We start from the raw sequence: 23,092 nt of genomic DNA on the forward strand, positions 1-23,092 counted from the left end.
TTGGGAGGAGGAGTAAACACAAAACCCCGTTTACTGGATGTAAACGGGGTTTTGGGGTAGTATCCTAGGGGCCTACGACAGCTCGCTGCCGCTGCTCGAGGTGTTATCGTTCGGGGAAATGGCCTTCTTGGCCGCCGTTTTATTTGCCTTCGTCTCTTTGCTCTCACCCCCTGCTTTGCCAGCAGCTGACTTCGAGGACTTGGCCGTGGTGTTGCCCGCTTTGGTGTTGGATGCTTTTACAGCTGCGGCCGTTTTGGCGGCAGTAGTGGTGCCTTTTACCGAGGTGGAGCTGACCTTGGCCGCCGCGGGAGAGGTTGAGGATGACGACGTTTTAGTGCCGCCGCCCTTTACCGTGCGCTTTAATTCCTCCACATCAGCGTTGGTGGCAATACCGGCGCTTTTCATGAGGCGCGAAGCCAGCCCTTGGAACTGCTTCTCCATTTCCTGGCGCTTGGTGTCGGTGTTCTTCCTCAGGTCATCCATAATCCGGGCTCCCTCCTGCTCCGACAGCTTGCTTTCCTTAACCAGCGCGTCGATTGTTTTCTGCACCCGGTCGTTGGTAAGCGAAACCAAACCTACGCCGGCGTTAATGAATTTCTTAAACAGGTCTTCCATAAGAGGGAATAGTTAGAAAAGGTGGGAAAAGGATGAGAAACAAGCGGTGGCTGGCAGCGGCCCGAAGTAGTATGCAAGCCTACTATTTCAAGCAAACCTACAAAATGGCCGCTATATAGTGGAACGTGCGAGTTAACTTTTTCTTTTGCGCCATTTTTGTCTGAATCAAGATCTTATCTGCTGTTTGGTGAAGTGGCCTAGCCGATGTTTAGGCTGCCGCAGACTGGTTCCTGCTTAGGGTATCCTGGTTTTGCCACACCTGCCGCGAGAAAGCCGCCACCTGATTGAGGGCCTGACGGGCTTCGGGCACAAAGCGCCAAAACAAGTGCCACCAGTGTACCAGCCCCTGAAACACTTGCAGGGTAAGCGGCACGCCCGCCGCCTGGGCTTTGGTAGCAAAGCGCATTACGTCGTCGCCTAGTACTTCTGAGTCGGATATCTGGATTAGTAGCGGGGGCAGCCCGTGCAGCTCGGCATTTACCGGCGACACCAGCGGGTGGGTAAGTGGCAGGTGGTCGGCGTACATGGCGCCCCAGTTACTGATTTCAAGAGCCTCGAGCACTTGGCTTTCCTCGTAGGCCACACGCCGTAGCAGCGGGCCCGGCAGCACCAAATCCGTCCAGGGGGAGAGGCCTACGGCAGCGGCGGGCATAGGCTGCCCTTCTTCCCGCAGCGCCAGCAGCAAGGCCAGAGCTAGGCCACCACCGGCAGAGTCGCCGGCCACGATGATATTCTGGGGGAGGTAGCCCTGCTTCAGCAGCCAATGGTAGGCCAGGAGGGCATCGTCGAGGGCGGCGGGAAAGGGATATTCGGGGGCTTTGCGGTAGTTGATGGCTAGCGCATTGAGTTGGCAGCGCTGGGCCAGCGTGCCCACCAAGCTACGGTGGGTGTTAAGGGAGCCCAGCACGTAGCCGCCGCCATGCAGGTAAAGCAGCACCCGCTCGGCCGGGGCTCCGGCGGGGCGCACCCACTCGGCCGCCATGCCCTCAATAGTTACGTCCGTCAAAAACACGTTCCAGGGCATAAGCTGGCCCAACGACAATACTTCAGCAGCAAAGCGCATAGTGGCCAGCCGAGGCCGATACTTAGCCAGCGGGCCAGTGGCAGCGGTAAGGAGTTGTTTTAATAGAAGATGCTGGGTGGAAGGCATGAAGAGCAACAAGTAAGAAACAGACCCTGGAGAACCCAAGGCCTCAGCAACGGCCGTAAAATCGGTCGTTGCAGTTGCCGGGCCTCGGCTCTGAGTTACCAGTTCAGTTATTTCCCCAGCTTATGGCCGCGGTATCCCCGAATAGCAATAGGAATCCATCCTAATACGGGAATAAAAAAGGTGAGGGTGAAGGGATTGCGCCAAATCATTCGCCAGTAGGCGCCGGGGCTGCGCAAGTCCAAGTCGAAGTCGCGGCGGCCGTTGCGCACGTATTGGCGCTCGAATTCCTGAAACAGGGCCGGCCAAGCCCAGGGCAGGAAGAACGGAAAGAAGCGGCGGTTTTCTTTCATGCGCTGCCATAGCTCCCGCCAGCGGTACGGGTGCTGCCCATGCTCTTTTACAGCGGCATCAAGCTCGGTCTGCATCCGCTGCCGTACCTGCTCCGCCAAGGCTTCGTAATCGGGGCGGGTGAGACTCTCTAAGGGCTTTTCTGTGAGTTCGTAGGGCTTGATGCGAGTACCCAGCACAAAGGTGAGCTTGGCCGGGTAGGCCATATAGAAAAACCAGGGCTGCAGCAGCACCATCAGCAAAATAGGCCCCATCGGGATGAAGGGTATCCCAATCTTCTTGCTTAAGCGGTTCACCCATTCCCAACTGTAGGTGTAAGGGTTGAGGTACTCGCCATTGATGGTGTAAAAAGGCACGATGTCGGTGCGGTGCTGAATACCCAGGCGCACGATGCTAGTGGCCAGCCGCTGCAGTTTGTACTTACGATTAAACCCCTTGCCTATGCCCGGCACGCCCTCGGGATACAGCATCAGGTTATGGTCGTTGTAGAACATCATGGTTTCGAAGTTGAGCGTGGTAGCATCCACGCAGCCGCTTTTCTTCCAGAAGTTCTTGACCAAAAAAGGGTTCATTAGCACCGACTGCGAGAGCATCGGTGCCGAGAGTGGCCTAGGCAGGTTGCGTAGGTCGGGCAGGCGGCGCCACATGTGCGAGAGAGCCACAATGGCGTCCCAGGGGAAGGCCATGCCCGAATGGTTGGAGGCAAACAGTAGTGGCCGCGCCGGGTTGTTGCGCTGCGGAAAATTATCAAAGCCTACCAGCCGCGACCGAAACCACACCCGATCCAGCAACTGCAGGATGTTCCGATCCAGCGTTTCCACAAAATCCTCGTCGAAATAATCGGAGTAAATGTGCTGGTTTGCCAGAATGGCGGGGGTCGGCTGGGGCAGCGCGGTGGGCGGAGAAGCCGTGGGCATTGGGCGGGCGAGGTAGAGAGGTGCGGAACTTCTAATGTAGGTAATTTGCGGGTGAAGCGGCCACATGAGCTACGGCGCCATACGCCTGCGCCATGCCCGCTGCAGACAAGCCCACAGCACCCTAGCCTAGGCCACCCCCGGCATTCTTTGACTTACGCAATACGTGGCTTCGCAGCGGTAAGCGGCTTTAAATCTGACGCTGCAACCGCAGAGCAGTAGTGTAGAGCTCACCCGAAGGGCGCCGTATCACCAACAACAGCAATCGATTGTGGTAAGACCGAAAGAGGTTGCTAATTTGGGTCAGGCTTAGCTCTGCCGTCGGAATCAGGTTGATAGAAACGAGCTCATCATTCGTCTGCAGCCCCGCCAGGGCGGCCGGCGACTCAGGCTGAATTTTGCCGATGACGTAACGACGCAGTTCGGGTCCGGCGGCCACCAGGTCGAAGCCGCTCATATCGTGCTCGAAGGGCTGTCGGAAGGTACTGTTGGGGCGCAATAGCAGGCGGTTGTGCGTGTAGTCAATAACTATCATAAAGCGCTTCAGCAGCTCAAACCCCAGGTTACCATTGCGAAATACATCGGCGCGCTGTGCTACATCTGCCGCATCGGGGAAGGACGTGAGCAAAGACGGTACCCGGTAGCGCCCCAAGCGCAACTCCGTCACACGGCCCAGATAACCATTGATGTAGCCATTAAGGCCCCGGCCGAGTTGGGTGCGCAAGTGCTGCGCGGGTAGCTTCAGCTGCTTATCTGAAGTTGTTTCCAACGAAAGCGCATGTCCCGCACCAGTATCAAGCACCAGTTTCAGGGGCAGCGTAAGAGAGTCGTTGAGCGTGACCGGCAATGTAACGTAGGTTTTGTTGCCTTCCATGTCGAGTGGAATCTGTGCCCAGCGTCGCCCTCGCGGGGCGCGATAGTCTTCCGGCTGATGGAACACCACTTCCTGCTCAACTGGGTTGATTTCTACCACAAAACTGCGGAAGATGTCGGCCCCCAACAGGCCGTGAATTGGCATGCCCACGTACCCCGACAGATTAAGAACGTCATTCGACAGCAGGAGCAGGGACAGGGCCGGACACGCAATATTTTTCAGCTCAACTTGCACGCTGTCTACCAAGAAAGCTTCCAGGGGTTCTTCCTCCCCTGCTCCCGAAACCAGAAAACGCTGTTTGGGGCGCAGACGCAGTTGCTGGCGGAGGCTGGCATCAGTAATCAGAGAGGTATTAATGCCGGTATCAAGCAGAAAATTGAATGGACCTTGCCCGTTGAGGCGGAGCGGAATAATCACGAGGTTCCGCTGCATGAAAACCGGTATTCTTACTTTTTTCTCCTGGGTGGCAACCAAGCTAAAAGGTCCGGGCTGGGCAAGGGCCGGGCGCTGCACCCCGCTGCACAGGCAGCATGCCAGTAGAAGTGACAGGCGTAGCCAGCCCGCTCGTATGCGGCCCCAGAATAGCCATATAACCACAGAGCGTAACGGCATAGGGAAGATGTGCAAGCTGGGTAAGTTACTCAAAAAAAGCACTTACTGCTCCCCTCTCGTCTGGCTATTTTCTGCTCATCTAGCTCAGAAGTGCTATTTTTTAAGTCAATAGTTCGGCACCGCTACTGGGCCTCAACTACCAGCGGCTCCCAGGTGCCATCTGGGGTGTAATGCAGCTCGCCGCCGGCAATGTGCAGCGGGGCTGCCACATTGTTGTGGTATAGCTGCCCCGTGCCTAAGCCTTGCGGGAAACCGGCCTGTGCGTAGGAGCCAGCGAACTGACTTATGGCGTTTAGCCCTACGTTCGACTCCAGGGCCGAGGTTAGCCAGGAAGCAATACCGCGCTGCTCGGCTGCTTTCTGCCAATCGAGAGTAGCGTGTAGGCCACCTACTAGCGTAGGCTTGAGGATGATGTAAGCGGGCCGAATCTGATCTAACAGCGCCTCTTGCTGCTGCGCATCGGTCACCCCAATCAGTTCTTCATCCAGCGCCACCGGCACGGCAGCCTGCCGGCATAGTTCCGCCATAGCTTGCCACTGTCCCGCTTTAATGGGCTGCTCAATGGAGTGCAGGTCGAATTCTGCCAAGCGCTCTAGCTTGCCAAGCGCCTCAACGGGAGTGAAAGCGCCATTGGCATCAACCCGTAGCGTAAGGCGCTCGGAGCCGGCCACCGCCCGAATTTCGCGCAACAACTGCAGTTCCGTTTCAAAATCTAGGCTGCCAATCTTCAGCTTCAGGCAGGCGTATCCTTCGGAGAGCTTTTTTTCGATTTGCTGCCGCATGAAGGCAGCATCACCCATCCAAACCAGACCATTAATTGGAATACCCGCTTCCCCCCGACTAAAGGCATTGTTGTAGAGGCAGCGGCGGCCACCGTGGAGCAGGTCTAGCGTGGCCGTTTCCAGCGCGAAGCGCAGCGCGGGCCACTCTAGGCCTATGAGCGCGGCGGCTTCCTCTGGTAACAGGTCGCGGAGTTGACGGCGGTTGAACTCGCGGCAAAACCCTTCCAGTGTAGCCTCAAAGTCGGGCCGGTGGTCTGGGCTGAGGCCAGCCAGTGGGGCTGCTTCGCCTAGGCCTATCACCTCGGGCCGGGTACTGTCGTGCAGATGCAGGTAATAGGCCACATGCTCGGTGAGGGCTCCGCGCGATGTGCGAGCCGGAAAGTTAAAACGGAGTGCGCGGTGGGAAGTACTCAGTTGCAACATGCGGATAGAGCTAAGAAAGACCGGGCCATTACAAACACGGACGGCCTCAATTGTTTGCTGAAGGAGCGAAACCTTCCTATACGCCTAGCACCACGTAATAGATAGGCCTAGCCTAACAAAAACGCAGCTTCTACACCTAAGTATAGAAGCTGCGTATTGTGGGTAGCACGCGTAGCAGAAAACCAAGTCTCGGCTACTGATGCATGTAGCGCGTTAGACAGCCGCAGGCGTGTCTTGGTTGCTCCGTCCGCGGCTAGCCTGGCCGCCTTTACGGCCGGCAGCACGGGCTTCCTCGGGGGTGAAACGATGCCCACGGCCACTCTGGTGCGAGGCCCGGCCACCTTCACTGGCAATCCGGCGCTGCTGAGCGGGGTCCATGGCGGCAAAGCCACGCGCACGCTTGGCCGGCGGGTTTTCAGAATTGGATTTTGCGGAGCGTGCCCGACCGGCAGCGGCAGAATTGGTTGTCATAGCAGAGGTAAAAAGAGGAAAGGAAGAGTGCTTCAGGATGGTTGCGCCGAGTAGCTTAGCCCAGCTGCCTCCGCTCAAGTTGACAGTAATACTGGACAAAACCGCGGACTCATTGTAAAATACCGCTTTGTACTGATCAGCTTGTCGGTAGTAATACCTAGACTTTAAATAGCCCACTGTTCAGCTCCGTATTACCCGCTATTCGCCCAGTTTCGTAACCAGATAGTTGAGTTTCTAGTTACTTGCGTACGCCAACTCCCCTGCCTTATGTCTACTCCTGCTCCTTTGGTTGCCACCCCTGCCTCAGCCAACCATTTAGGGCTGGCCGCCCGCTTCCAAGCTATTCGCCATCAGTCTGTTGCCTTGTGCCAACCCCTGCTTCCCGAAGACACGGTGGTGCAGCCTGTAATTGATGTTAGCCCCCCTAAGTGGCACTTGGCGCATACCACCTGGTTTTGGGAAACCTTCCTACTACGCGAATACTTGCCTGGCTATCAGGTTTTTCACTCAGATTATGCCTTCCTGTTTAACTCGTACTATAACTCACTGGGCTCCCGGGTAAACCGTGCCGACCGGGGCACCCTCTCCCGGCCGCCGCTCAACGATATTTATACGTACCGCGCCTATGTAGATGAGCACATGGAGCAGTTGTTGGCGCTCCAGGATACGCTACCGCCCGCTTTTGCCGAAGTGCTGGAACTAGGCCTGCAGCATGAGCAGCAGCACCAAGAGCTTCTGGCCACCGATATCAAATACATCCTGAGCACTAGCCCCCTAGCACCAGCCTACCAAGCCGCCCCAAAGGACCGCCCTTCGGTGGCAACGGCGCCGCCCGCCACGTGGCTGCCCGTGCCCGGAGGAGTTCACCAGATAGGGTTTGAAGGAGAAGGTTTCTGCTTCGATAATGAATTGGGCCGACACAGCGTGTATGTGGCCGATTTTGAGCTGCAGAACCGCTTGGTTACCAACGCCGAGTACTTGGAGTTTATTGAGGCTGGCGGCTACCAGGACTTCCGTCATTGGCTGGGAGAAGGCTGGGATCTAGTGAAGCAGCAGCAGTGGGTGGCTCCGTTATATTGGGTTAAGCTAGATGCGGGCTGGCACCGGTTCACGCATCATGGTCTCGTGCCGGTAGATATGGCAGCGCCCGTGACGCACGTCAGCTTTTACGAGGCCGATGCTTATGCACAGTGGCGCGGCCTACGGCTTCCTACTGAGCAGGAATGGGAAATTGCCGCCCGGCACTTTAACGCTACGGCTGCTAATGGCACCTTCCTGGAGAGTGGACTTCTTGATCCGCAACCGCTTGCCCCTGGTGCCTCACCCAACCAGTGCCACCAGTTGCTCGGCGATGCCTGGGAATGGACGTACTCTCCCTACCACGCTTACCCCGGCTACCACCGGGCAGCAGGGGCGCTGGGCGAATACAACGGCAAGTTTATGGTCAACCAGCTGGTGCTACGGGGCGGCTCGTGCGCTACCCCGGAAAGCCACATCCGTATCACGTACCGCAATTTCTTCCACGCCGATAAGCGCTGGCAGTTCACGGGCATCCGGTTGGCCCGCTAGGCCAGTTGGTAGTTCCCGCCACCTTAGGGTTAGGCTGCCTCTCACTGGCCTAGCTCTTCTCTCCCACACCTGATGGCCACTCTAGGCCAGTTATGTATGAGCTCTTTACTCGCAAAGTCCCCTCCCCTAGCTTCCCCAACCTTGCCCACTTCCTCCTTGGGCGAGCACGTACGGGGAGGCCTGCGCAAACCATTCAAAACGTTATCGTCGATGTATTTCTACGATGATGAGGGTAGCCGGCTGTTTCAGGAGATAATGGCCTTGCCCGAATACTACCCTACCCGCACCGAGTTTGGCTTGCTCACGGAACATGCCGCTGCTATCTGCGCCACGCTGCGTCCCGCCACCGGTGAGCCCTTTTATCTGCTAGAGCTGGGGGCTGGCGACGGGCTGAAGACCAAAATACTGCTGCGCCACTTGCTGGAACAAGGCGCGCAGTTTGCGTACGTGCCCGTGGATATTTCTACGGCGGCGTTGGATGGGCTCTCGGCGGCGTTGCAGGCGGAGCTGCCTGGCCTAGCCGTGGAGCCAGTAGTGGCCGATTACGCCGATGCGCTTACGCTGATGGCCTCTCGCCCCGGCCGGAAAGCGGTTCTGTTTCTGGGCTCCAACATTGGCAACTTTCTGCCCACCGAGCGGCAAGCCTTTCTGCGCCGCTTACGTCAGCCCCTCACTGCCGACGACCGGCTGCTGATTGGGTTTGACCTGCAGAAAGATCCGCGGCAGATCAGGGCGGCCTACGATGATGCCCAGGGCGTGACGGCCGCATTCAACCTGAATCTCCTACGCCGCCTCAACCGAGAGCTGCAAGCCGACTTCGATCTGGACCACTGGCAGCACTATACCGACTACGACCCCATTTCGGGGGCGGTGCGCTCTTTCTTGGTTAGCACGCAGGCCCAGTCAGTGCATATGGCAGCTATTTCTGAAACGGTAGACTTTGCGGCCTGGGAGATGATTCACACCGAAAACTCCTACAAGTTTACCCGCCCCCTAATTGAAGGGCTGGCTACCGACGCGGGCTTCACTATGCAGGAGTTCTTTACGGATCCGCAGGCCTTGTTCTCCGATGTTATTCTAACGCCGAGCACCTAGGCTGTTATTCCAGCTCGAGTAGTAGCGCGTAGCCCGGCCCCACCCCATGTACCTATGCCTAGCTAAGTACATGGGGTGGGGCCGGGCTTTTGCTTTAGCACACCGCGCGCGTATTTGCACCCCACAACCCTCTGGCCCTACCTTGCACCCACTCATTTCGGCGCAACTCATTCCTTCAGCAATGCGAGATAAAATCAGTTTGGCCTCGGGCTATGGAAATTTCGCAGTTCCCGCGGTAGCGGCTGAAGCAGCCATTCGCAGCATTAGCTCCGGAACGCTTCCGGTTAGCGACGCAGCTGGGCTTCCGGCCCTGCGTGAAGCGCTGGCCCAAGGCTACCAACGGCCCATAACTGCTACCCAAGTGGTGGTAACACCCGGGGCAAAGTCGGCACTATTTGCGCTGTTCAAGACCCTGCTCCGCCCCCAGGAAGAAGTGCTGCTTCCTACGCCCAATTGGTTTGGCTTTGGCGAGCTGATAACACGCGCGGGCGGCCGGGTTTGTCCACTTCCGCTCTCATCGGAAAGCAATTATGCCCTGACCCCTGCCCAGCTAGAAGCGGCCCTGACACCCCAGACCCGCATCCTGCTGCTCTCGAACCCCAACAACCCCACTGGCCGGGTATATACCCGCCAAGAGATGCAGGCCCTGCTGGACGTCACGCGCCGATTCCCGGAGCTGTACGTCGTGTCGGATGAGATATACCACCTCATCACGTTCGGGGCAGAGCCAGTGCCCTCGTTGCTGGATTTTGAAGACCCGCACGAGCGGCACGTGGTAGTAAATGGCTACTCAAAGTCATTGGCCTTGATTGGCTGGGGCGTGGGCTATCTGGTAGCTCCGGCGGCAGTAGCCGCGGCCTGTGCCGCCTGGCAGTTTGCTACCAGCGTAGCAGTACCCGCCCCCAACCAGCTCGCGGCCCTGGCCGCCACGCAAGCCGCTTCTGCCATTGCCGCTGAGTTGCTTGCGCAGCTTCAGCCTACCCGGGCGCGTATGTTGGCTGAGCTGGCTGCCCTGCCCCACGTGCCCCATGGTCAGCCCGAGGGCACGTACTACGCTTTCCCCGATTTTCGGGCGTACCTAACCCCTCACCTGCCAGCCGCGGCCGCCGCGGCTGAGCTGGTGGCCAGTTTCCAGGAAGCGGGCGTGCAAGTAGTTGACGGCAGCAGTTGCGGCCCCCCCGGTTTCGTGCGGCTCTCCTATGCCGTTCCGGAAGAAACCTTGCGCGAAGCCATGCACCGGATAGCGCTGGTGCTGCAGGCGCGACAGCTAGCAAGTGACCTAGGCTGCTAGCTGAAGCCCCAGAACCAAATGCCCGATCATTTTCAGACCGGGCACCTGCTACCCGGCCCTGGTGTGGTACCTTTGCGGCAGTTTTTCAGCTGTTGTTATGCTTCTGCCCACCCTGCGTCCTCACCTTCGTCCTACCCTCACGCTAGCGTACCCGGTTATGCTCAGTCAGCTGGGCCACGTGCTGGTAAACGTCTGCGACAGCATGGTGGTAGGCCAAACTGGTAAGGTCGAGCTGGCCGCGGTTTCGCTGAGCGTGAGCGTGTGCACGGTGGTTATGGTATTTGGAATGGGCCTAGCCATGGGTATTACCCCCCTGGTTGCCGCCGCCGATGGCCGTCGCGACGTAACTACCCTGGGGCGCCTGCTGGTGAACGGAGTGTGGCTGTGCACGGCAGCTGGTGCCCTGCTGGGTGGCCTAGGCCTGCTGCTGCCGCCCTTCCTGCCTCTGTTGCACCAGGAGCCCGACGTAGCCGCCCTGGCTGCCCCCTGGATTCGGGTGATATTTTTGTCGTTGCTACCCTTAATGGTTTTCCAGGGCTTTAAGCAATTTGCCGAGGGGCTGGGCCTCACCCGCCAGGCCATGGTTCTCTCCGTTGCGGCCAACCTGCTCAACGCCTTCCTCTGCTACGTTTTAGTGTTCGGCAAATTTGGCTTCCCCAACTTGGGTATGATGGGTGCCGCCTGGGCTACCCTACTTGCCCGAACCCTGATGGCAGTGCTAATGGCGGCCTACGTGCTGGTAGCGGCGCGCCTGCATCCCTACCGCGAAGCCGCCGCTCATAACCTGCTTCCTGATGCCGCCAGCTTACGCCGCCTCATTGGGTTTGGCTCACCCATTGGTGTGCAAATGATGTTCGAAATGGGCGCCTTTAGCTTCTCGGCCATCATGATTGGGTGGCTGGGCGCTACCGAGCTGGCCGCCCACCAAATTGCCATCAACGTAGCCTCTGTTACTTACATGGCCGCCAGCGGTATTGCGGCGGCGGCCACTATCAGGGTGGGCAATCTGCGGGGTGCCGGCAATGCCCCTGGGGCCCGGCACGCTGGCTACGCGGCTTACCTCATCACGTTTCTATTCATGAGCCTGATGGGGCTGCTGCTGATTATTGGCCGCCACTACATTCCGCAGTATTACAACAACGACCCCGCCGTAATTGCCCAGGCGGCCGCCCTGCTGCTCATTGCGGCGGCCTTCCAGATTTCTGATGGTCTGCAGGTGGTGGGGCTGGGCGCCCTGCGCGGGCTAGAGGATGTGAAGGTTCCCTCCATAGTAGCGCTACTGGCCTACTGGGCCGCCGCGCTGCCGCTAGGCTACCTGCTGGGCTTTGTGCTAGGGCTGGGTGCTACTGGGGTGTGGCTTGGCTTACTCACGGGCCTTACGCTGGTAGCCGGTCTGTTGCTATTGCGCTTCCGCCACCGGAGTCGCACACTAGCTACAGCGCATCTGAACGAAGTTGTAGCCAGCGTGCGTTAGACGGCTACTGATGCAATAAAATCAGAAAAATCCTGTTCGGTGCCTTAGCTGCTTACCAGGCGAGGCGAAGTCCCGACGTTGCTGGTTTTTAGCTTCTTACTTTGCGTATTTGCTACTCTGACCTTTATCTGTCGCCGATGCTGACGACCTTTTTGCTTCCCCTGCAGCTGCTGAGCACGCTAGGCCACTGGTTCCAGGGCGCACCCGCTGCTACTTCCGCCGCCCCGGCCCCAGCTACTATTGAGTGGCGCGCCGACCGCCGCCTGACGTGGGAAGACTTCAAAGCCCGCCCTAACACCGACCGGTTGGCGGCCCTTACTTCTTCCACCATCGACGCCAAAGTCGGGTGCGTAGATTACCAGTTCTCGGCTAAGGTGCGCGCAATTTTTGTCCCTAATGAGTCGTGGGTACGCAACGCGGCCACGGCCAGCCCCATTCTGCTACGCCACGAACAGCTGCATTTTGATATTACGGAGCTGCACACCCGCAAGCTGCGTCAGAAGCTAAGCCTCGTGAAGCTCGACTGCCTGCACCTGCAACCGGCCTTTAACAACATCACTAAGCTGGCGTTTCTGGAGTGGCAGCGCGAGGAAGCCAAGTACGATGCCGATACCAACCATGGTCTGAACGAACCCCGGCAAAAAGCCTGGGAAGAGCAAATTCAGCAGAAGTTACAGCAGTTCGAGGCCTTTGCGGTGAAATAAGTGGTGTTATGAGAGGTGAAGTTGTGAATAGCAAACCAAGGATGATGTGCTGATTACATTGCCATTGTTTTACTTCACTACCTCACTCACCACTTCACTACATGATTACCTGGGCTGACTTTGAGCGCGTAGACCTGCGCGTGGGTACCATTCTCGAAGCCCGAGAATTTGCGGCTGCCCGTAAGCCGGCGTACCAACTCGTAATTGACTTCGGGCCTGAAATCGGACAGAAAAAATCCAGTGCGCAAATCACGCATCACTACCAGCCGGCTGAGTTGGTGGGGCGGCAGGTACTGGCCGTAGTTAACTTTCCGCCGCGGCAAATTGCCAACTTCATGTCGGAGGTTCTAGTAACGGGCGTGGCCGATGCCGATGGTCATATCGTGCTGACCTCGTTTCCGGTGCCCGTACCTAACGGTAGCCGGCTGATCTAGGTGGCCTAGAGGGCATCGGGCGACACGCCCAACTTCTGCTCCCGCTTGCCCAGACTGTCAATCACGATTTTATAGATGTCGTCGAGGTCTTTGTCGTGCACGGCGTAGTAGCGGTAACTCTGCCGGAAGGAAGAGTCTGTGACGCCGTAGCGCTTAAACAGCTCTTTTTTCTGTTGCAAAAACAGGGCGCGGGCCGAATCAGATGGCAGAGCCGAAGCATCTACCTGCGCCTCCAGAATATGAATGTTCACGAGCACGCTAACCATCTTATCCTGGGGCAGTAGCTTGCTCGGGGGTGCCACGTCTTCGGGCTTCTGGCACGCCTGTAACCAGGCCCCTAGAATCAGTAACAGATAAAGGAAAGTATTTTTCACAGTCGCAAAGTTAAGAGGAACGCGTAGTTTTAGTCCAAATGCATCCTGCCACCCCCTCCCCTTTTCAACATCTCGTCCGCCGGCTGCGCCAGATGGAAATCCGCATTTTGAAAGCGGTGGATGCACAGCTGCAGGGAGACTTTCATTCGGTGTTCAAGGGCACTGGCCTAGAATTCGACGACGTGCGGCTTTACCAGTACGGCGACGAAGTGCGGGCCATCGACTGGGCCGTTTCCAGCAAGGGCCACGGCACCTTTGTGAAGACCTACAAGGAAGAACGTGAGCAGCAGGTGCTTTTGTTGCTTGATGTAAGCGGCTCACAACAAGTTGGGGCGGCCAACCGCCGCAAGATTGATGTCGGCCGGGAAATTTGCGGAGTGCTGGCCTTGGCTGCCGCTCGGCAGGATGCGCAATTGGGCATTCTGGCCTTTTCTGATCAGAAGGAGTTCTACTTGCCACCGGGCAAGGGCATCCGGCACGCGTATGCCCTCATCAAGCGCCTGTTTTCGCTGGAGCCCCAGAGCCGACAAACGGCCGTGGGAGCTGGTATTAAGCAGGCGCTAGGGCTGCTGAAGCGTCGCACCATTGTGCTACTGATTTCGGATTTTATTGATACCAACTACGAGCGGGAGCTCACCATGCTGGCCCGTAAGCACGATTTGGTGGTGCTGCAGCTCCTGGACCAGCGGGAGCGGGAGTTTCCACCTTTGGGCATTATTCCGCTCCATGATCAGGAATCGGGCCGCACGGTGTGGGTGAATACCTCCTCCGAAGCTTTCCGGGCGCGCTACCGAGCCACCTACGAGCTAAACCGGGAGCAGATTGGCCAGATCTGTCGTCGTCATCGTACTGAATACCTTTCCATTGCTACCGATACTGATTTCATTCCGCAGCTGGTGCGGCTGTTTCGGCGGCGCAACCAACGGGGCAGCCGTGGATAAGGGTCTGAGCAAATTGCTGCGCCGGGCAGCCTGGCTAGGCCTGTCTCTACTCCTCAGCGTGGCCTCACTGGCGCAAACCCAGCCCGACACGCTTCCCCAGGGCCGCTTTCTGCGGCAAACGGCCAAAGTAGGCGAACTTGTAGAGTATGAACTGCGCTACGAGCATGCCCCTGGCCTAGAGGTCATCTTCCCCGACTCGGCGGCTAACTACCAGCCCTTTGAGTTTGTGGGCAAGCGGTACTCCCCCACTCGCACGCGGGAGAGCCGCAGCCTCGACCGCACCGTGTACCGCCTGCGCACGTTCGCCCTAGATTCAGTGCAGCGCCTGAGCTTGCCTATTACCGTCCTCCGTGGCCGCGACACGCTGGCTATTTCCTCGGTGCCTGCCCAGGTGCGGTTGGTACGAACGGCACCGCCGGTGGTACCCGGTCAAGTGCCTAACCTGCGCCAAAACCTGAGCATGCAGCCCGTAGAACCCCAATTCAACTACCCTTATTGGCTGGCAGGGGCAGCGCTGCTGCTAGGGGTAGCCGGTGGTGTAGTGCTGGGGTTCCGGCGGAAGCTGCGCCTGCGCTACCGTCGCTACCGCCTGCGCAAAAATCACGCGTACTTCTTGGCTCAATATGCTCGTCACGTAGAGCGTTTTACGCTTTCCCGCTCCCTTACCAACATGGAGCGCGCCATTACACTCTGGAAAAACTACCTCTCCAACCTCGAAAACAACGCCATCAACAGCCTTACTACCCGCGAAATTGTGGCCCATTACCAAAACGACTCCGACGTGCGTCTGGCCCTCAGTCTTGCCGACCGAGTGATTTATGGCAACCAGTTTTCGGAAGATGACACGGAAACCGATCTGGCCTTTGTGCTGCTCCGCGACTTTGCCGACCGGCAGTATACCCGCGTGGTAGCTAACATGGTGCAGCCCTGACTCGGGTGCTCGTCGGGCCTCACTAGCCTGTTGGCCTGCTCACAGCTAGAAATCTGCTTCAGTCATGATTCCAGCTGATTCAGACTACTTTTGCGCCTTCCGCCTCTCTCACTTCCCTCATGCAACAACTTTGGCAGCAGCTGTTCGCCCCCATTCTGGATAGTGTGCGCTACGCCACGCTAGCCAGCTACACCTGGGCCGAGCCGCGCTTGTTGTTGCTGCTGCCACTGGTGCCGCTGTTGTTTGTAGCGCGCTGGGTGCTGGCCCACCGGCGTCGCTCGCGGCTGGGGGTAGCCTTTGTGCGGGGGCAGGTTCCGCGCGACTGGAGCACGCTGCTGCGCTTTCTGCCCGATGTATTGCTGGCGCTCAGCATTGGGTTTGCTATTGTGGCCCTGGCCCGCCCCCAGCGCACCGACGAGCGCGTGGTGCAAAACGGCGAAGGCATTGATATTCTGCTGCTACTTGACGTTTCGGCCTCCATGGAACTGCAAGACCTGCGGCCCAACCGCCTGGAGGCTGCCAAGCGCGTAGCCCGCGACTTTATTGCCGGGCGCCAGGGCGACCGGATAGGCCTAGTGGTGTTTGCCGGTGATGCCTATTCGCTGGCTCCCCTCACTACCGACTATGAACTGCTACTGGACGACCTGCAGGATATCCGGCTGGGCATGATTGCCAATGATGGCACCGCCATTGGTACGGCGCTGGGCGTAGCTACCAACCGCTTGCGCAATTCCCGCTCCCGCTCCAAGGTATGCATCCTGATTTCGGATGGAGAAAACACGGCCGGCAGCCTCGACCCGCTGACGGCCGCCCAACTGGCCCACGTCTACGGACTCAAAATCTACACCATAGGCCTAGGCCAGGATGGCATAGTGCCTTACGGCAAAGATGAAACTGGGCGCCCCCGTTACGTAGAAACCCGCCTCGACGAAACCACCATGCGCCAGATTGCTCAGGCCGGCGAGGGACAGTTCTTCCGAGCCACCGACAATGCCGGCCTCACCCAGGTTTTTCGGCGCATCAACCGCTACGAGAAATCGGAAATCAAGCAGACCCGCTACCGCAACACCAAAGACTATTACCGCATTTATCTGTTCTGGTCTCTGGGGCTGTGGTTGATTTGGCTGGGTCTCAAAAACACCTTTCTCACCAATGCTCTGGAAGATTAATTCTGCACTACATGTCCATAGCCGATAATATTCACCGAATTCAGCAGGAGCTTACGGGCACTTCCGCCAAGCTGGTAGCAGTAACTAAAACTCACCCCGTGGCTCTGCTGCAAGAGGCCTACGATGCCGGCAGCCGCATTTTTGGCGAGAACCGGGTGCAGGAAATGGCCGCCAAGCAGCCAGAGTTGCCCGCCGATGTGGAGTGGCACCTCATTGGGCACCTGCAAACCAATAAGGTGAAGTATATCGCGCCCTTCGTGCACACCATCCAAAGCCTCGACAGCCTGAAGCTGCTGCAAGAGGTGGAGAAACAGGCGGCCCGCCACCAGCGCGAAATTCGGGGGCTGCTGCAGTTTCACATTGCCAAGGAAGAAACCAAAACCGGTCTGTCTCTGGCCGAAGCCGAGGAAATATTGCAGTCGGCGGAATTTCGGGCCATGCGCCACGTCCGGCTGGCTGGCGTGATGGGCATTGCCACTAATACGTCCGATGAACACCAACTCCGCCGCGAGTTCCGGGAGCTGCGCGGCTACTTCGACAAGCTTAAGGCACTGTACTTCGCTGAGGATGAGAACTTCCGGGAGGTATCTATGGGCATGAGTTCAGACTACCGGTTGGCTCTGCAAGAAGGCAGCACGCTCATTCGGGTGGGCAGCGCTATTTTTGGCGCCCGGTAGCTGCACTCTTTCGCTGCTGCCGCTTGAGTGGCCTAGGCCACTTCTTTCTCTCCACTTCCTTTTACTTCTTCCCATGACGGCTCGCATCATTCTTCAATTGGCAGCTCTGCTGGGTGCTTTGGGCGTAGGTATTGGCGCTTTCGGGGCGCATGGCCTACGCAGCATGCTCGAAGCCTCCAACCGCTTCGACACCTTCGAAACAGCCGTGCGCTACCAGTTTTATCATGCGTTGGCGCTGTTGGCCGTGGGCATTTTATACCATGTGCGGCCTGAGCTGCGCGGCCTGGGCACCACGGCTTGGCTGTGGCTGGGCGGCACCATCGTATTTAGCGGCTCGCTGTACGTACTCTGTCTGACGGGTATTACCAAGCTCGGGGCCATTACGCCCATCGGCGGCCTCCTGTTTATTGCCGGCTGGATTACCCTGCTCCTGGCCGCCCGCCAGCTCTAGGCCACCCTACTGCACCGAAAAGCGGAAGGCAGCCGGCGTGAGACCCGTTTTACTCTTGAATAGCCGGGTGAAATACTGCGGGTACTCGAAGCCCAGCTGAAATGCAGTTTCGTTGATGGTCAGTGAGGTACCCAGCAGCAACTGTTTGGCTTTGTTAATCAGGGCTTGGTGGATGTGCTGCTGGGTGTTTTGGCCCGTTAGCGCACGTAGCATGTCGCTGAGGTAGGCCGGCGACACGTGCAAGGCATCGGCGAAGTACTGCACAGTGGGCAAGGGATGCTCACCTTCCAGGGTGAAATACGCGGTTAGCTGCTCCTCGAAGCGAGTAAGCAGGTCGTGCTCGGCGGGGCGGCGCGTCAGGAACTGGCGGTGGTAGAAGCGGTTGGCATAACTCAGCAGCACATCCAGCTGCGACACCAGCACATCTTGGCTGAACGCATCAATCGGCTGCTCGCACTCCCGCCGGATGTTAGCTACCAGTCCGTCCAGCATTTCTTCCTCACGCGCGGCCAAGTGCAGGGCTTCGTGCACTTGGTAGGAGAAGAACCCGTAGGTGGTAATCTTCTTGCCCAGCGGGTACTTGTGCAGCAGATCGGGGTGAAAAACTACCATCCACCCCGATAGTTCCGAGATGTCAACGGAGGTGTTACTCTCGCACAGCTGCCCCGGCGCGTAAAAAGCCAGTACTCCGGCATTGAAATCGTAGGCGCGCCGCCCGTATTGGATTAGCCCCTTGAGGTTTTTCTTGAGGGTAATGATGTAGAGCTGCCGCAGGGCCGGCATGGTTTGCGGAATTAGGTGGCGGGTCTGCTCCAGATCAATTACGGCCAGCAACGGATGCACCGGGCTGGGGAAGCCGAAATGCTGCGTGAAGTCTGATACGGATTCTAGCAAGCGGAATTCCTTGGCGGGCTGTTTCATAAGATTAGGAAGACGTATTCAGAAGAGTCCGCGACAAGAATGCCTCAATCGCAGGGTATAGCTCGTCGTGGAAATGCAGCCGGTTAAAGCCCGCTGGGTCTTGGGAAGGAGGAAACGCTGGACTCACACGCGCCGGCGGAAATGGACTCAGGAAGGAGAAATGGCCGGCTTTATCAATTACCCGAAGCGTTACCTGCCGGGCATTGGGCACGCCCGCCAGTATCTGTTCAACCTGCGCGGCGGGGGTATGCTCATCCTGCTCACCAACCAGCACTAGTAGTGGCACCTGCACGTGCTGCAAACTGCCTTCTGACCCAAACCACGGTATGGCGGGCGCCAACAGCACCACGGCTTTCACTCGCGCATCAGCCGGCGGCGTGGGGATACGGAGCGGTGGTCCGTCGGCCGTTTCAGGAAGGCGTCCAACGGGCTCCCCGCCCACCAACGCTAGCGCCGCGTACCCACCGAGTGAATGCCCAATCAGGGCAACCGTATCGGGCTGAAGCGCTGCCGCTAAACTTTGATGGTTAAATAATTGATTAATAGCCAGCAGTAGATGCCGGGGGCGGGCCACCAGATTTTGCGGAGTATTGGCCCAGCTGTTGTCGTCGCGGTTGTTGTGGGCGTGCTCCACTAGGCCTACTACGTACCCGTGCCGCGCCAAGTAGTGCGCCAGGTTGCGATGCACCAGCCCCGAGCTGCCTGTGCCGTGCGAAATAAGTACCAGCGGAAAAGTGCCCGGCGACACCGGGGCCTCGGGTGCCACGTATAACTCATAGGGGCCAATTGGCACCCGCTCGGCGGGAGTAAGTGTAGGATAGAGCACCCTTACTGGAAAAGCTAGTGCTAGTTGCGCATCTTCCACTGATACCGCGCAATACCCTACTGAGTCCGTCATGTGCTGCAAGAGTTAAGTACGGCTAAGTACGTCATTGCGCGGTAAACATAGCTTATGGCTACAGGCCAGCGGGGTAGGCCTCTCCCACCGAGCTGCCTACCGGCATGATGGCTTCTAGCTCTGTCAGCTCCTGCTGGCTAAGCGTGATGCTGGCAGCCGCCACGTTCTGCTCCAAATACTTGCGCCGCTTGGTACCCGGAATGGCAACCACGTCTTGCGCCAGTACCCAGGCCAGGGCTAGCTGAGCCGCCGTTACGCCTTTGCCTTCCGCCAGGGTTTTAAGCTTTTCTACCAACTCCAGATTCTTGTAGAAGTTTTCGCCCTGATACCGCGGAAAGAAGCGGCGCGAATCGGAAGCCTCAAAGTCGTCGGGCGACTTAATATCCCCCGACAAGAAGCCCCGGCCCAGCGGCGAGTAGGCCACAAAGCCAATGCCCAGGTCTCGGGCTGCCTGCAGCGTGCCTTTTTCTTCTACGCCGCGGTCAAACAAAGAGTACTCCGTTTGCAGGGCGGTAAGTGGGTGCACGGCGTGGGCCCGGCGCAAAATATCGACCGGGGTTTCCGAAACGCCCAGGTAGCGGACTTTGCCCTCGGCTACAAACCGGCTCATCTCCCCAATGGTGTCTTCAATGGGCACGTTGGGATCGTGGCGGTGCAGGTAGTAGAGGTCGATGTAGTCGGTCTTGAGGTTACGCAAGGAGCGCTCAATGCACTTACGGGCGTAGGCTGGGTGGCCATTCAGCTGACCAGTCCAGTTCTCGTTGTCGTCTACTTCAAAGCCAAATTTAGTGGCCAGTATTACTTCCTGGCGGCGGCCAGCTATGGCCCGACCTATTAGGCGCTCATTGAGCATTGGGCCGTACAGGTCGGCCGTATCCAGCAGGTTCACGCCTAGCTCCAGCGCCTGGTGCAGAGTGGCTAAGCTCTCGGTTTCATCGGCCTCGCCGTACACGCTCATGCCATTTACACCGGCCGTCATGCCCATGCACCCCAATCCTTCCACGGGTACTTCCAACCCCTGACTTCCCAGGGCTACTCTGTTGATGGTGCTCATATTGTTTGTTGGTGGTTACGTTAACTGTTTGCGTACTTGACCTGACAAAGGTCTGGCCCCACCCCCGCCCCCGAGTTATACAAACTGCGGCTTCTGCAATACAAAACGTAGACTGCGGCGCGGTACTAGGCCAGTGGTTACCGCCACACCGCTACGGTATTGCCCCCGAATATTCCGCGGTTAATGGCGGGGGTGAAGATGTTGTAGGGAAACGTTGCGCCGGGGGCGCTGGCGTTCTGCAGCGTAGTCAGTTGCTCAGGGTTTAGGCGCACCTCCAGAGCAGCCAGGTGGTCGTGCAGCTGCTCTACTCGGCTGGCTCCTACAATGGGCGAAGTAATGCCCGGCTGGGCCAGCACCCACGCCAGCGCCACTTGGGCCAACGGACGCTCCGCCTGCTCTGCTACTGTGCGCAGCACCTCCAGCACGCGCCAGTTCCGCTCGGTAAATAGCGTGTCGCCGAAGGGGTTGGGGCCGCTAAGCCGACCTTCGCCGGTGGCTCCGTGCTTCGTGCGCTCGTACTTTCCAGCTAAAAAGCCAGCCGCCAATGGGCTCCAGGGCGTGATGCTTAGGCCACTGCTTAGTGCGGCAGGCACGTGCTCCTGCTCTATGTTGCGCTCCACCAGGGAGTAGGCCAGTTGCATAGCTATGGGGCCGGGCACAGCATGGGCTGCGGCGAGGGTTGCAGCCTTGGCGGTGTACCAGGCGGGCATATCGGAGAAGCCGAAGTAACGAATTTTGCCAGCACGCACTAGGTCGCCGAGGGTTTGCAGCACTTCCTCCACGGGCGTAACCATATCCCACACGTGCAGCCAGTACAGATCTACATAATCGGTTTGGAGGCGGCGCAGGGAGCCTTCTAGGGCCCGATAGATGTTTTTGCGGCCGTTGCCGCCCGCGTTGGGGTTTCCAGGCTGGGCATTAAACCCAAACTTGGTGGCCAGCACTACGTGGTCGCGTAGGTGCCGCTTGGCAATATATTCGCCCACTAGCTCCTCGCTTCGGCCACCGGCGTACACGTCGGCCGTGTCCAGGAAGTTGCCGCCTGCATCAACGTAAACGTCAAATAGCTGCTGCGACACGGCATCGGCAGAGCCCCAGCGTGGGGTACCAAAGGTCATGGTGCCCAGCGCAAGTGGGCTGACGATGAGGCCAGACTGGCCTAGGGTCCGATAAGAAGTGAGGTTCATAGAGGGTAAATATTGGAAACCACTTGGTGCTGGTACAGCAACCATCTGGTTCTCAAAGGTCAGCCCTCTACGGCACTGCTGAGCTATACAAATTGCAGCTTCCTCAACACAAAACGCAGGTTGCTCAGCCCGCGGTCCGCTAGAGTGAGCTGCTAGGCCACTCGCTCGGGCCCTCGCAATGCGGCCAACAAAAAAAGGTGGCCTACCAAGTTGGTAAGCCACCTTTTGTGTAAGAAGTAGAAAACGGCGTCTTACGAAGACTTCTTCTTCATCTTGATTTTGTTGTCGCTCACTTTGGCTTTCTGCTTGCCGTCTTTGGCATCCATCTCGGAGGCCGATACCGCCGCAGGAGCTACCGACGAAGCATCAGCCGAAGCCGAGTCTTTCACGTCGCCTACCAGCGAAACCATGGCGTTGCCACCCACGGAGTTCGACTCAATGGTCAGGACCTTGTTTTGCATGCCCATTTTACCGGAGCTGTTAAACTTGGCCGATATAGTGCCGGTTTTACCGGGCATCACGGGCTCTTTGGTCCAGTCGGGAGTGGTGCAGCCGCAGCTCACGCCAATGTTGGAAATTACCAGTGGCTGGGTGCCTACGTTCTTGAACTTGAAGGTGTGGTCAACCACGTCACCCTGCTTGATGGAGCCGAAGTCGTACTTCATTTCCTCAAACTGAATCTGCGGACCAGCTACTTTGGTCTGGACATTGGCTGGCTTCACGGCAGCCGTCTGTGCCTGCGCGGCGAAGCCCATCGTGGTGAGCGACAAGGCCAGCAAAAGTACTTTTTTCATAGTCGGAGGAGTTGCATGCGTTAAGTAAACAAAAATACGATTTTCGGCTGCCGAGGCAAGATGAGTGCCATATTTCTACCCGGCCCGTGAAGTTCTTATGAAGGTCTGCTTCCTCGCCTAACAGTTGCTACGGTTAGAAGTTCAGCCACCCTTTAGGTTTCTTACTTACACAAGCAGCACTTGGGCAGCCAGCAAAAAGGGCGGCCAGAATTTCTTCCGGCCGCCCTCTCCTGCGCTTACCCTTCTGACTATTTACCGAACTCTTTGGAGTACGGGAACTGCCGTGAGGCTTTGCGCATAATCGTCGTTACAATGGAATTGGTGTCGCTGCCGAGGCCACGCGAGAGGCTCTTGTCGTACTTCCACAGCAACTCACCCGATTTGCCGTCGTGAATATTGAGCGTGAGCTTGCCGGTATTGGTAGCGCCGCTGGCTCCTACCAGCATGGTCATGGCCACGGCCGCGCCTCCCGACATGGGCTGGGAGCTGGCAAACGTACCGGTCATTACCCCATCTACACCTAGCAGCGTAGCTAGTTGCTCCGGGGTGAGAGCGGCCATAGTAGCTGGCGTGAGATTGTTCTGCTTTAGCAGAGCATTGGTGCGAGCGGGGTCCTGAATATCAACGGTAAGGTCGTTTTCAGCCTTGCGCTTCAGGAAGTACGAGTGCAACGCGCTCTGCACGTCTAGGCCTTCATTTTCCTCCAGCCGGGCTACGCCTTCAGGGCCACCGCTCTTCGCTACGGCATTGGGGCGTAGATCGAGCTTCACGGCGAAGGGCAGCACGGCCAGCTTCTTGTGCGAAACAGCAAGCGTCTTAAAGTTCTCGTTCGTATAAATTTCACGGGTTTGTGCCGTTACAGCCAGCGGAGCTAGCAATGCGGCACAAAGCAGCAGCCGTACGGTAGATACACGGGTGAGCATAACAAAAAGGAGGTAT

At 58.0% G+C, this 23,092-nt stretch carries 24 protein-coding genes; 11 read left to right on the forward strand and 13 right to left on the reverse strand.

Annotated features, from left to right (window positions below; all coding sequences use genetic code 11):
* Positions 1–72 precede the first annotated feature (72 nt).
* The 6 genes from EU556_RS16780 to EU556_RS16805 all read right to left on the reverse strand — a co-directional run bounded on the left by EU556_RS16780 (position 73) and on the right by EU556_RS16805 (position 6,189).
* Positions 73–615 (reverse strand): phasin family protein, encoded by a 543-nt coding sequence (locus EU556_RS16780; RefSeq protein WP_135435269.1) that lies wholly within the window; start codon positions 613–615, stop codon positions 73–75.
* A gap of 208 nt (positions 616–823) precedes the next feature.
* Positions 824–1,765: an alpha/beta hydrolase gene (locus EU556_RS16785; RefSeq protein ID WP_135435270.1), complete on the reverse strand. Its 942-nt coding sequence runs from the start codon at positions 1,763–1,765 to the stop codon at positions 824–826.
* A gap of 107 nt (positions 1,766–1,872) precedes the next feature.
* Positions 1,873–3,030 carry a lysophospholipid acyltransferase family protein gene (locus tag EU556_RS16790; protein ID WP_245327719.1) on the reverse strand — a complete coding sequence of 386 codons (1,158 nt, stop codon included), beginning with the start codon at positions 3,028–3,030 and terminating at the stop codon, positions 1,873–1,875.
* Positions 3,031–3,217: 187 nt separating this feature from the next.
* Positions 3,218–4,333 carry an aspartyl protease family protein gene (locus EU556_RS16795; protein WP_167855610.1) on the reverse strand — a complete coding sequence of 372 codons (1,116 nt, stop codon included), beginning with the start codon at positions 4,331–4,333 and terminating at the stop codon, positions 3,218–3,220.
* A 302-nt stretch (positions 4,334–4,635) separates the two neighbouring features.
* Positions 4,636–5,718: an o-succinylbenzoate synthase gene (locus EU556_RS16800; protein WP_135435272.1), complete on the reverse strand. Its 1,083-nt coding sequence runs from the start codon at positions 5,716–5,718 to the stop codon at positions 4,636–4,638.
* A gap of 213 nt (positions 5,719–5,931) precedes the next feature.
* Positions 5,932–6,189, reverse strand: coding sequence for a KGG domain-containing protein (locus tag EU556_RS16805; protein WP_135435273.1), 258 nt, complete (start codon positions 6,187–6,189; stop codon positions 5,932–5,934).
* A gap of 267 nt (positions 6,190–6,456) precedes the next feature.
* On the opposite strand from EU556_RS16805, the gene egtB reads away from it, so the two are divergent.
* The 6 genes from egtB to EU556_RS16835 all read left to right on the forward strand — a co-directional run bounded on the left by egtB (position 6,457) and on the right by EU556_RS16835 (position 12,756).
* Positions 6,457–7,758: an ergothioneine biosynthesis protein EgtB gene (gene egtB / locus EU556_RS16810; protein ID WP_135435274.1), complete on the forward strand. Its 1,302-nt coding sequence runs from the start codon at positions 6,457–6,459 to the stop codon at positions 7,756–7,758.
* A gap of 141 nt (positions 7,759–7,899) precedes the next feature.
* The gene (gene egtD, locus EU556_RS16815) at positions 7,900–8,853 is read left to right on the forward strand and encodes an L-histidine N(alpha)-methyltransferase (RefSeq protein ID WP_245327737.1); all 954 of its coding nucleotides are present in this window, start codon (positions 7,900–7,902) and stop codon (positions 8,851–8,853) included.
* Between the two features lie 142 nt (positions 8,854–8,995).
* Positions 8,996–10,144, forward strand: a complete 1,149-nt coding sequence (locus EU556_RS16820) for a pyridoxal phosphate-dependent aminotransferase (protein ID WP_210116314.1) — start codon at positions 8,996–8,998, stop codon at positions 10,142–10,144.
* Positions 10,145–10,241: 97 nt separating this feature from the next.
* Positions 10,242–11,618 carry an MATE family efflux transporter gene (locus EU556_RS16825; protein WP_135435277.1) on the forward strand — a complete coding sequence of 459 codons (1,377 nt, stop codon included), beginning with the start codon at positions 10,242–10,244 and terminating at the stop codon, positions 11,616–11,618.
* A gap of 137 nt (positions 11,619–11,755) precedes the next feature.
* A complete protein-coding gene (locus tag EU556_RS16830) occupies positions 11,756–12,322 on the forward strand; it encodes a DUF922 domain-containing protein (RefSeq protein WP_135435278.1) in 567 nt (188 codons plus the stop codon).
* Between the two features lie 101 nt (positions 12,323–12,423).
* Positions 12,424–12,756 (forward strand): tRNA-binding protein, encoded by a 333-nt coding sequence (locus tag EU556_RS16835; RefSeq protein ID WP_135435279.1) that lies wholly within the window; start codon positions 12,424–12,426, stop codon positions 12,754–12,756.
* Positions 12,757–12,761: 5 nt separating this feature from the next.
* Here EU556_RS16835 and EU556_RS16840 read toward each other — a convergent pair whose 3' ends face one another.
* Positions 12,762–13,130, reverse strand: coding sequence for a DUF4296 domain-containing protein (locus EU556_RS16840; protein ID WP_135435280.1), 369 nt, complete (start codon positions 13,128–13,130; stop codon positions 12,762–12,764).
* A 38-nt stretch (positions 13,131–13,168) separates the two neighbouring features.
* On the opposite strand from EU556_RS16840, the gene EU556_RS16845 reads away from it, so the two are divergent.
* From EU556_RS16845 to EU556_RS16865, 5 genes are all read left to right on the forward strand, one after another.
* A complete protein-coding gene (locus tag EU556_RS16845; protein ID WP_135435281.1) occupies positions 13,169–14,071 on the forward strand; it encodes a DUF58 domain-containing protein in 903 nt (300 codons plus the stop codon).
* A complete protein-coding gene (locus EU556_RS16850; protein WP_135435282.1) occupies positions 14,064–15,002 on the forward strand; it encodes a hypothetical protein in 939 nt (312 codons plus the stop codon). Before EU556_RS16845 ends, EU556_RS16850 begins: the two co-directional genes overlap by 8 nt.
* A 119-nt stretch (positions 15,003–15,121) precedes the next feature.
* Positions 15,122–16,171 (forward strand): vWA domain-containing protein, encoded by a 1,050-nt coding sequence (locus EU556_RS16855; protein ID WP_135435283.1) that lies wholly within the window; start codon positions 15,122–15,124, stop codon positions 16,169–16,171.
* 11 nt (positions 16,172–16,182) lie between these two features.
* On the forward strand, positions 16,183–16,848 hold the full coding sequence (locus EU556_RS16860) for a YggS family pyridoxal phosphate-dependent enzyme (RefSeq protein ID WP_135435284.1): 666 nt from the start codon (positions 16,183–16,185) through the stop codon (positions 16,846–16,848).
* 73 nt (positions 16,849–16,921) lie between these two features.
* Positions 16,922–17,299 carry a DUF423 domain-containing protein gene (locus tag EU556_RS16865; protein ID WP_135435285.1) on the forward strand — a complete coding sequence of 126 codons (378 nt, stop codon included), beginning with the start codon at positions 16,922–16,924 and terminating at the stop codon, positions 17,297–17,299.
* A gap of 6 nt (positions 17,300–17,305) precedes the next feature.
* Here EU556_RS16865 and EU556_RS16870 read toward each other — a convergent pair whose 3' ends face one another.
* The 6 genes from EU556_RS16870 to EU556_RS16895 form a co-directional block, all read right to left on the reverse strand.
* Complete coding sequence (locus EU556_RS16870; protein WP_135435286.1) at positions 17,306–18,220, reverse strand: helix-turn-helix domain-containing protein; 915 nt, start codon at positions 18,218–18,220, stop codon at positions 17,306–17,308.
* A gap of 4 nt (positions 18,221–18,224) precedes the next feature.
* Complete coding sequence (locus EU556_RS16875) at positions 18,225–19,118, reverse strand: alpha/beta hydrolase family protein (RefSeq protein ID WP_135435287.1); 894 nt, start codon at positions 19,116–19,118, stop codon at positions 18,225–18,227.
* A 58-nt stretch (positions 19,119–19,176) separates the two neighbouring features.
* Entirely contained in the window at positions 19,177–20,172 is a 996-nt protein-coding gene (locus EU556_RS16880; protein WP_135435288.1) for an aldo/keto reductase, read from the reverse strand.
* A gap of 137 nt (positions 20,173–20,309) precedes the next feature.
* Positions 20,310–21,359, reverse strand: a complete 1,050-nt coding sequence (locus EU556_RS16885; RefSeq protein ID WP_135435289.1) for an aldo/keto reductase — start codon at positions 21,357–21,359, stop codon at positions 20,310–20,312.
* 251 nt (positions 21,360–21,610) lie between these two features.
* A complete protein-coding gene (locus tag EU556_RS16890) occupies positions 21,611–22,153 on the reverse strand; it encodes a DUF1573 domain-containing protein (RefSeq protein WP_135435290.1) in 543 nt (180 codons plus the stop codon).
* Between the two features lie 248 nt (positions 22,154–22,401).
* Positions 22,402–23,076, reverse strand: a complete 675-nt coding sequence (locus tag EU556_RS16895) for a hypothetical protein (RefSeq protein ID WP_135435291.1) — start codon at positions 23,074–23,076, stop codon at positions 22,402–22,404.
* Between the last annotated feature and the right edge of the window lie 16 nt (positions 23,077–23,092).

This window comes from Hymenobacter fodinae (genome assembly GCF_004745825.1).
Taxonomy (GTDB): domain Bacteria; phylum Bacteroidota; class Bacteroidia; order Cytophagales; family Hymenobacteraceae; genus Hymenobacter; species Hymenobacter fodinae.

What these genes read in the sequence shown, in the direction of transcription:
- EU556_RS16780 (WP_135435269.1), bottom strand. Translation starts at nt 615, where the DNA reads ATGGAAGACCTGTTTAAGAAATTCATTAACGCCGGCGTAGGTTTGGTT.
- EU556_RS16785 (WP_135435270.1), bottom strand. Translation starts at nt 1,765, where the DNA reads ATGCCTTCCACCCAGCATCTTCTATTAAAACAACTCCTTACCGCTGCC.
- EU556_RS16790 (WP_245327719.1), bottom strand. Translation starts at nt 3,030, where the DNA reads ATGCCCACGGCTTCTCCGCCCACCGCGCTGCCCCAGCCGACCCCCGCC.
- EU556_RS16795 (WP_167855610.1), bottom strand. Translation starts at nt 4,333, where the DNA reads ATGCAGCGGAACCTCGTGATTATTCCGCTCCGCCTCAACGGGCAAGGT.
- EU556_RS16800 (WP_135435272.1), bottom strand. Translation starts at nt 5,718, where the DNA reads ATGTTGCAACTGAGTACTTCCCACCGCGCACTCCGTTTTAACTTTCCG.
- EU556_RS16805 (WP_135435273.1), bottom strand. Translation starts at nt 6,189, where the DNA reads ATGACAACCAATTCTGCCGCTGCCGGTCGGGCACGCTCCGCAAAATCC.
- egtB (WP_135435274.1), top strand. Translation starts at nt 6,457, where the DNA reads ATGTCTACTCCTGCTCCTTTGGTTGCCACCCCTGCCTCAGCCAACCAT.
- EU556_RS16825 (WP_135435277.1), top strand. Translation starts at nt 10,242, where the DNA reads ATGCTTCTGCCCACCCTGCGTCCTCACCTTCGTCCTACCCTCACGCTA.
- EU556_RS16830 (WP_135435278.1), top strand. Translation starts at nt 11,756, where the DNA reads ATGCTGACGACCTTTTTGCTTCCCCTGCAGCTGCTGAGCACGCTAGGC.
- EU556_RS16835 (WP_135435279.1), top strand. Translation starts at nt 12,424, where the DNA reads ATGATTACCTGGGCTGACTTTGAGCGCGTAGACCTGCGCGTGGGTACC.
- EU556_RS16845 (WP_135435281.1), top strand. Translation starts at nt 13,169, where the DNA reads ATGCATCCTGCCACCCCCTCCCCTTTTCAACATCTCGTCCGCCGGCTG.
- EU556_RS16855 (WP_135435283.1), top strand. Translation starts at nt 15,122, where the DNA reads ATGCAACAACTTTGGCAGCAGCTGTTCGCCCCCATTCTGGATAGTGTG.
- EU556_RS16860 (WP_135435284.1), top strand. Translation starts at nt 16,183, where the DNA reads ATGTCCATAGCCGATAATATTCACCGAATTCAGCAGGAGCTTACGGGC.
- EU556_RS16865 (WP_135435285.1), top strand. Translation starts at nt 16,922, where the DNA reads ATGACGGCTCGCATCATTCTTCAATTGGCAGCTCTGCTGGGTGCTTTG.
- EU556_RS16870 (WP_135435286.1), bottom strand. Translation starts at nt 18,220, where the DNA reads ATGAAACAGCCCGCCAAGGAATTCCGCTTGCTAGAATCCGTATCAGAC.
- EU556_RS16875 (WP_135435287.1), bottom strand. Translation starts at nt 19,118, where the DNA reads ATGACGGACTCAGTAGGGTATTGCGCGGTATCAGTGGAAGATGCGCAA.
- EU556_RS16880 (WP_135435288.1), bottom strand. Translation starts at nt 20,172, where the DNA reads ATGAGCACCATCAACAGAGTAGCCCTGGGAAGTCAGGGGTTGGAAGTA.
- EU556_RS16885 (WP_135435289.1), bottom strand. Translation starts at nt 21,359, where the DNA reads ATGAACCTCACTTCTTATCGGACCCTAGGCCAGTCTGGCCTCATCGTC.
- EU556_RS16890 (WP_135435290.1), bottom strand. Translation starts at nt 22,153, where the DNA reads ATGAAAAAAGTACTTTTGCTGGCCTTGTCGCTCACCACGATGGGCTTC.
- EU556_RS16895 (WP_135435291.1), bottom strand. Translation starts at nt 23,076, where the DNA reads ATGCTCACCCGTGTATCTACCGTACGGCTGCTGCTTTGTGCCGCATTG.